The sequence below is a fragment of the Bacillus sp. JJ722 genome (assembly GCF_036963345.1).
GTDB lineage: Bacteria > Bacillota > Bacilli > Bacillales > DSM-1321 > Bacillus_AD.
In genome coordinates this window covers 1-5,944 of the sequence record NZ_JBALMO010000008.1, presented here as the reverse complement: position 1 = coordinate 5,944, position 5,944 = coordinate 1, and the positions used below count along the sequence as shown (strand labels likewise).

Here is a 5,944-nt window from a genome sequence, read left to right as displayed (position 1 = left end):
GTCCAAAAAGTCTTTTATGATTTTGAATATTTGTTTAAAAAATTAATAGTCAATTTTGTTTTATCATTGACTATAGTGCTTACTTTAGTAAGCTTTTTATATCTTAAGTTGGATGATGGACTATATCTTTTTCAGTTCTCTTTGATTTCAGTAGTCATTATCGTATTGCTGTTATTTTTGAAAGATTATTTCTTTACTTCAGTATATAGCAAACATAAAAAAATCCACGATAGTTTGACGAAGTTTTCACAAAATACCTGTCAGATTAAAAATAGTGAGGATTTATTCTTTTATGTAACGAAAGAGATTAAGAATGTTCTTGATGTAGCTTATGTAAAGTATGTGAAATATCATTATTCAAGTAATATTTTTTGTGTTTCAGAGCCTATTAATGACCATTTATTATCTCAAGTGCAAAAGAAGTGTCACGATATAGGTATTAATGTAGGTGGATTATTAACCCTTGAAGACGGTTATGCTATTTTAGCGGGGAAAAATGATACTGTGTACGATCTACTTCTTTTATCATTTAAGAGAAACACAACCAAGTTAAATAATGAAGAAATCGAATGGCTAACTACGCTATGTATATATACTAATTTATTATTAGAAAACTTGAAGAAAACGGAAGAATTATTAAGTGAGGTTTATAATGCTTCTGTAAGTAATCATTCAACTACTGTGTCTAGATTATTGATTTTACTTGGGGAAAAAGAGAGAAGCAAACTTGCTCAGGATATTCATGACTCCATTTTGCAAGAGCTAATTTTCTTATATAAAAAACNNGAACAAATTAGTTTTATTAGAGAAACATGTTATGACTTAAATCCACCGTTTTTACAAGAAATAGGTTTAATTGACTCGCTTTCTACATTATTTAATAAATATATTGAGGCTGGCGATTTTGAAATATTTTTTCAAGTAGATAGAGAAGAATATTATTCTAATTTAGATCAAGAAATAGTGACTTCCCTCTATCGAATAGTACAAGAATTGATGGCAAATGCAAAGAAACACTCGAATGCTAAATGTATTTTCATTCGTTTAAGTTTGATTAATGGATGCTTGGCGTTGTTATATGAAGATGATGGGGTTGGATTTAATAGTAGTACGTTGTTAACAAATAAAAAACACTTTGGATTATCAACTATGCAGGAAAGAATAAAAAGTATGAATGGAGAATTAGCCATTAATTCTGCACCTGATCAAGGGACGATAATTAAAGTCATTATTAATATTAATTAAACTGAGGAATGATAATATGATTAGTATACTTTTAGTGGACGATCATGTTTCTGTTGCAGAAGGAACAAAAGCGCTGCTCGAACAAACTAATAAATTCTCTGTTTCTATTTGCTTTTCTCCTAATGAAGTATTGCAAAAAATAAAGACAGAGAAGTATGATTTGTTTTTGTTTGATTTATATATGCCAGAATTAAATGGTATTGAATTATCTAAAATGGTATTTGATAAACTTCCTGAAGCTCGTATTATTATATACACTGGTTATGATATAAACACACATTTTAATTTAATTGTAGAAAGTGGTGTTTCAGGATTTATAAGTAAAACAGCTTCTAACAAACAACTTGTAAGGGCGATTGAATGTGCCATGAATGATGAAGTTATTATACCTTTACAGCTGTTTCGTAGTTTAAGAAAAAGCAAGGGTATTGGTGTTATAGAAAGCAAAGATAAAAAGATTAATGTTAGACTTACTGAGCGCGAACAGGAAATTCTATTGTGTGTTTCAAAAGGATTAACAAATAAAGAAATATCAGAGAAATTAATTGTTAGCCAACGACTAGTAGAATATGATCTTACAAGTATCTTTCAGAAATTGCAGGTTAAATCTAGAACAGAGGCATTAATGAAAGCGGGAAAATATCAATTGTTGGATTTTGTGAATGTAGATTAATTATTGTTGTATAGGTTTGATAAAAAAATCACCGGAACTTCCGGTGATTTTTTTATCCCGTTCTAACTGGAGCTATGACTCTCACTTCAAAGCGAAAGTAAAAGCGAAGAAGGTTTAAGTTGACCAGTAAGACCCGATTGGTTCAACTAATAATCGGAGGGGATGGACGAACACTCTCGCCGATTAAAGTGTCACTTTATATAAAAATACAAAAAAAGACCCCCAAATGGGATGGGAATATCCATTTGGGGGCAAGAGGATTTGGAGAGAGATAAAGCCATTCATTCATCAATCTTGAAAAGCTACTCCATAAGAGGTGGCTTTTCACTGTTTAAAAATTTTACTTGGTGTTTTTCATAAGCTGCAAAACGAAATGAATACCTTTCAATAGTCTTTATATCAACTATTCATTCATTGCCGTTTTGTAGATATGATAAACGACCGTTCAATAAAGTTCAGTTTATTACCCCTCCTATGTAAAATAATATGTATTAGAGAAGATCATGTTGAATGTATGTGTTATCTCCTACTTATAATAATAAATGATTGTAGAAAAATTTCACCGAAAAGATAAAAATAATTACCGAAAGAATAGAGGGGTGTTATTGCGGTATTCCGCAATAATTGGTTAATAAGTCTATTACTCTATTAATTGAGTAGTAGACTTATTATTTTGATATTTGTGGAATATATTCTTTTAAGTTAACTATTTCGAAATAGACATGATTAAGCAAGTAACGTAAGAGGTTATAAGTAAAAAGAAAAACATGATAAAGATACTAATTTAAGCTCGGGGATTCATATTAACCGCTCGTTTTTGATTGTGTATTAATTAATTGGGTCCAAGAGGGTGAGGATTTAAGGGGAAATCGTTACATCCACAAATGAATGAGACTGAAAATCAACAAAGTAAAAAAAATGCTCTTTATCAAAAAAAGAAAAGGTATACGCAATTGAGTCCAGTGATGAGCGGTTTGGTTCTATTTCCGAAAAAATAATCAAAGATGATTGTGAGGAGTAACGGTACATACGGCTACTGTTTTAAAAGTAAGTTGGAGGTTGCGATTAGTAGTTCATGCTTAGTGTACGCAACTATGTATCAAGATGTGATAGCCGTTAATACGGTTTTGATTGTAGATAGTGTCAGTGTAGCATCTTAATAATCAATTTATCAAGGAGATTTATTTGCTTCCTTTACAAATGATGAATAAATAAAATAACTTCATTGATTACAGAAATATATAATATTTTCATTAAATGTAGTGAACTTATCTTATGAATCGGTAATAATAAGCAATCTGAGTAAAAACGAATCTCAGATTGCTTATTTATTTAATCTTTCTTCATTACCGTAGCTTCACCATTAATAACAAGTTCATCATGTTGATTTTTCACAATTGTTTGCAAGCGAATTATTTTCTTTTGATCTTTTTTCTCCATAACTTTTACTTGAGCAGTAACTGTATCGCCAATTTTAACAGGTGCTAAGAAATTTAAATTTTGCGATAAATAAATAGTGTTTATGCCAGGGAGTTTCATACCAATAACAGTAGAGATAAAACCAGCTGTCAAAATACCGTGAGTAATTCGTTCTTTGAAAATTGTTGTTTTGGCAAACTCTTTATCGACATGCAACGGATTGAAATCGCCAGTAATCCCTGCAAAATGATAGATATCTGCTTCGGATACAGTCTTTGAGAAGCTGGCTTCATCACCAATTTTTAGATCCTCGTAGGAAATTCCGTGCATTTTTTTCTCCTTTACTTGCGCTATATTTGTCATCATTTTGCTGGTAGTTCGAAAGACTTTAAAAATTTTTCTTGTGTTTGTTTTAACTGTTCTACTGCATCTTCAAAAGGCTTGAATAATTTCTCTTGTGTTTGCTTAAGTTGCTCGCTAGCATTTTCAAATGGTTTTAAAAAATCAGCACGGTTTTTTTGTTGTTGCTCAAGTGTATTTACAAAAATTGTTTCGAAATTAGAATGTGATTTTGCAAATATTTCCAAAGAAGCTTTAGCAGGGCTGAATGCTAGATTTTGAGAAATTTGACTGATCTCCTCTAGTTTGTTAACCCATTCCGTATAATTTGTTTCACCATAAACATTAGGATTCTTCGCCAATCCTTCTTGAACATTGTTTTTCCATTCTGATGTTAATTTTTTCGAAAAGGCTTCAAGCTCAGAAAGCTGATCACAAGTTGAATCAATCCATTCTTTTTGCTTACCAATCGCTTGAATTGATTGCTCTTCGATACGCTCTAGTGCATCTACATTGTTGCTCCATACGTTAAAAATATTAAATACGTTTGTAGCCTTCGTTTCTTTTGTAACTTTTGACATAGAAATACCTCCAACTTAATTTTTTTAATGATGGTCAGTAATGACCTAGTTATAAAAAGTAAACAAAGTTCCAAAAGGAAAGCAGATTGTTTAGCTTTTAATAAAATGAGACAAAATTAATCTTCATGATGTTCTTTTTTGGATGAAGAACTGTTTGACATAAAGAATGGGTTATACATATTAAAAAATTGATTGAGCATTTTTTGATACTGTCCTAATGAGTTAGCCCAAAAATCTAAATATTGTTCACCCATAGATGTAATGGAATATATACGTTTTGCTGGCCCTTTGGACGAAGTATCCCATTCAGAAGTAACAAGTTCATCTTTCTCAAGCTGCCTTAGAATGCGATATAAATTACCTTGGTCAATTGAATGTAATCCAAATTGGGTTAGTTTTTGCATTAATTCGTATCCATGTGCATTCCAATCTTTTAGTAGTAATAGAAGTACAGGGACTATAAAGTTTTTTGGTGCACCCGTGATATGTTCTTTTTTATTTTTATCTCTTTCGGACTCTTTCTTTGAAACCATCTTCAATCACCTTCTAATAATGTGAATTACCTATATGTGTAATTTACATCTACTAACCATATATGTCAACTTATTCTTTATATAACAATTTATTACAATAAATGATATTTTTCGACAAAAATAATGGAAAAAATGTCTAAATATAAGGGAATTTTTAGTATTTTTTAGGATTTGCAGGTGGGAATATATAGTAATATAAGTTTTGTATACGGAAAAAAATTAAAAATATGTGGGGAGTTGAAGGTCGTTGGCTGAAAAAACAACGATGGATCCATTTTCATTGTGGAAAAGTTTATATGACAAAACAGAGGGGAATTTGAGTGAGGTTATTAATGAAACATTGAAAACAGAAGCATTTTCCGAATGGCTTGGGCAGGTACAAAGTGGATATTTACAATATCAAGAATTGGTTCAGAATTCAACAGATGTATATTTAAAGCAAATCAATATGCCGACTCGTGAGGAGATTTCAAGTATAGCTTCTTTAGTTATCCAAGTTGAAGAGAAAGTAGAAAGTTTAGATCAAAAAATCGACGATGAATTATTGAATAATCCAGTTGCGGCAGAGATTGCTAAACTAAAAACGAGTATCTCGAAATTAGATCGAAAAATGGATCAAATTTTAAAAGTCGTCAAAACCGCGCAACTAGAGCAAGAAAAAGAAGTTGACCCAACCATTACTATTGATCCAAAAAGTGAGCAGAAAAACGATCCAACAAAACCAAACGCTTAATTCATTACAATGTATCTTCATTAAAAAATACATAAGAGGAGCTTACTAATGACTATTATTAATGAAAATCAAGTAAAAGATAATGTAACAGAAGCGAATTTAAAAGGTAAAATTGCGATTGTAACTGGAGGCTCACGCGGTATTGGAGCTACTATTGCGAAAGTATTAGCTGCAAATGGTGCAAGTGTAATGATTAATTACAATACGAGTAAAGATGCTGCTGAATCAGTTATTGGTGAAATAAATCACTATGGTGGTACGGCGATTGCTTGTAAAGCAAATGTAGGAAATTTAGAAGAGGCTCAACATTTAATAGACGAAACAAAAGATCGATTTGGTAGAGTTGATATACTAGTTAACAACGCTGGAATTACAAGAGATCGTACATTTCGTAAGCTTAGTGCAGATGAATGGTATGAAG

Annotated in this window: 8 protein-coding genes; 5 read left to right on the top strand and 3 right to left on the bottom strand. The window is 31.2% G+C overall.

The window, feature by feature from the left end; translation table 11 throughout:
• Positions 1-75 precede the first annotated feature (75 nt).
• The 3 genes from V7014_RS01630 (at position 76) to V7014_RS01620 (ending at position 3,078) form a co-directional block, all read left to right on the top strand.
• The gene (locus tag V7014_RS01630) at positions 76-1,245 is read left to right on the top strand and encodes a sensor histidine kinase (protein ID WP_438824849.1); all 1,170 of its coding nucleotides are present in this window, start codon (positions 76-78) and stop codon (positions 1,243-1,245) included.
• Positions 1,246-1,261: 16 nt separating this feature from the next.
• Positions 1,262-1,918 carry a response regulator transcription factor gene (locus V7014_RS01625; protein WP_335503420.1) on the top strand — a complete coding sequence of 219 codons (657 nt, stop codon included), beginning with the start codon at positions 1,262-1,264 and terminating at the stop codon, positions 1,916-1,918.
• 1,004 nt (positions 1,919-2,922) lie between these two features.
• Positions 2,923-3,078, top strand: a complete 156-nt coding sequence (locus tag V7014_RS01620; protein ID WP_335503417.1) for a hypothetical protein — start codon at positions 2,923-2,925, stop codon at positions 3,076-3,078.
• Positions 3,079-3,250: 172 nt separating this feature from the next.
• Here V7014_RS01620 and V7014_RS01615 read toward each other — a convergent pair whose 3' ends face one another.
• From V7014_RS01615 to phaQ, 3 genes are all read right to left on the bottom strand, one after another.
• Positions 3,251-3,700, bottom strand: a complete 450-nt coding sequence (locus tag V7014_RS01615; RefSeq protein WP_335503414.1) for a MaoC family dehydratase — start codon at positions 3,698-3,700, stop codon at positions 3,251-3,253.
• Positions 3,700-4,257, bottom strand: a complete 558-nt coding sequence (locus tag V7014_RS01610) for a hypothetical protein (protein ID WP_335503411.1) — start codon at positions 4,255-4,257, stop codon at positions 3,700-3,702. Before V7014_RS01610 ends, V7014_RS01615 begins: the two co-directional genes overlap by 1 nt.
• 116 nt (positions 4,258-4,373) lie before the next feature.
• Complete coding sequence (gene phaQ / locus V7014_RS01605; RefSeq protein WP_335503409.1) at positions 4,374-4,790, bottom strand: poly-beta-hydroxybutyrate-responsive repressor; 417 nt, start codon at positions 4,788-4,790, stop codon at positions 4,374-4,376.
• Positions 4,791-5,037: 247 nt separating this feature from the next.
• Here phaQ and V7014_RS01600 point away from each other — a divergent pair, with 247 nt between their 5' ends.
• Both V7014_RS01600 and V7014_RS01595 read left to right on the top strand, forming a co-directional pair.
• Positions 5,038-5,523: a poly(R)-hydroxyalkanoic acid synthase subunit PhaE gene (locus V7014_RS01600; protein WP_335503405.1), complete on the top strand. Its 486-nt coding sequence runs from the start codon at positions 5,038-5,040 to the stop codon at positions 5,521-5,523.
• A 48-nt stretch (positions 5,524-5,571) separates the two neighbouring features.
• Positions 5,572-5,944: SDR family NAD(P)-dependent oxidoreductase (locus V7014_RS01595; RefSeq protein ID WP_335503402.1), on the top strand; the 373-nt coding region annotated here is incomplete at its 3' end.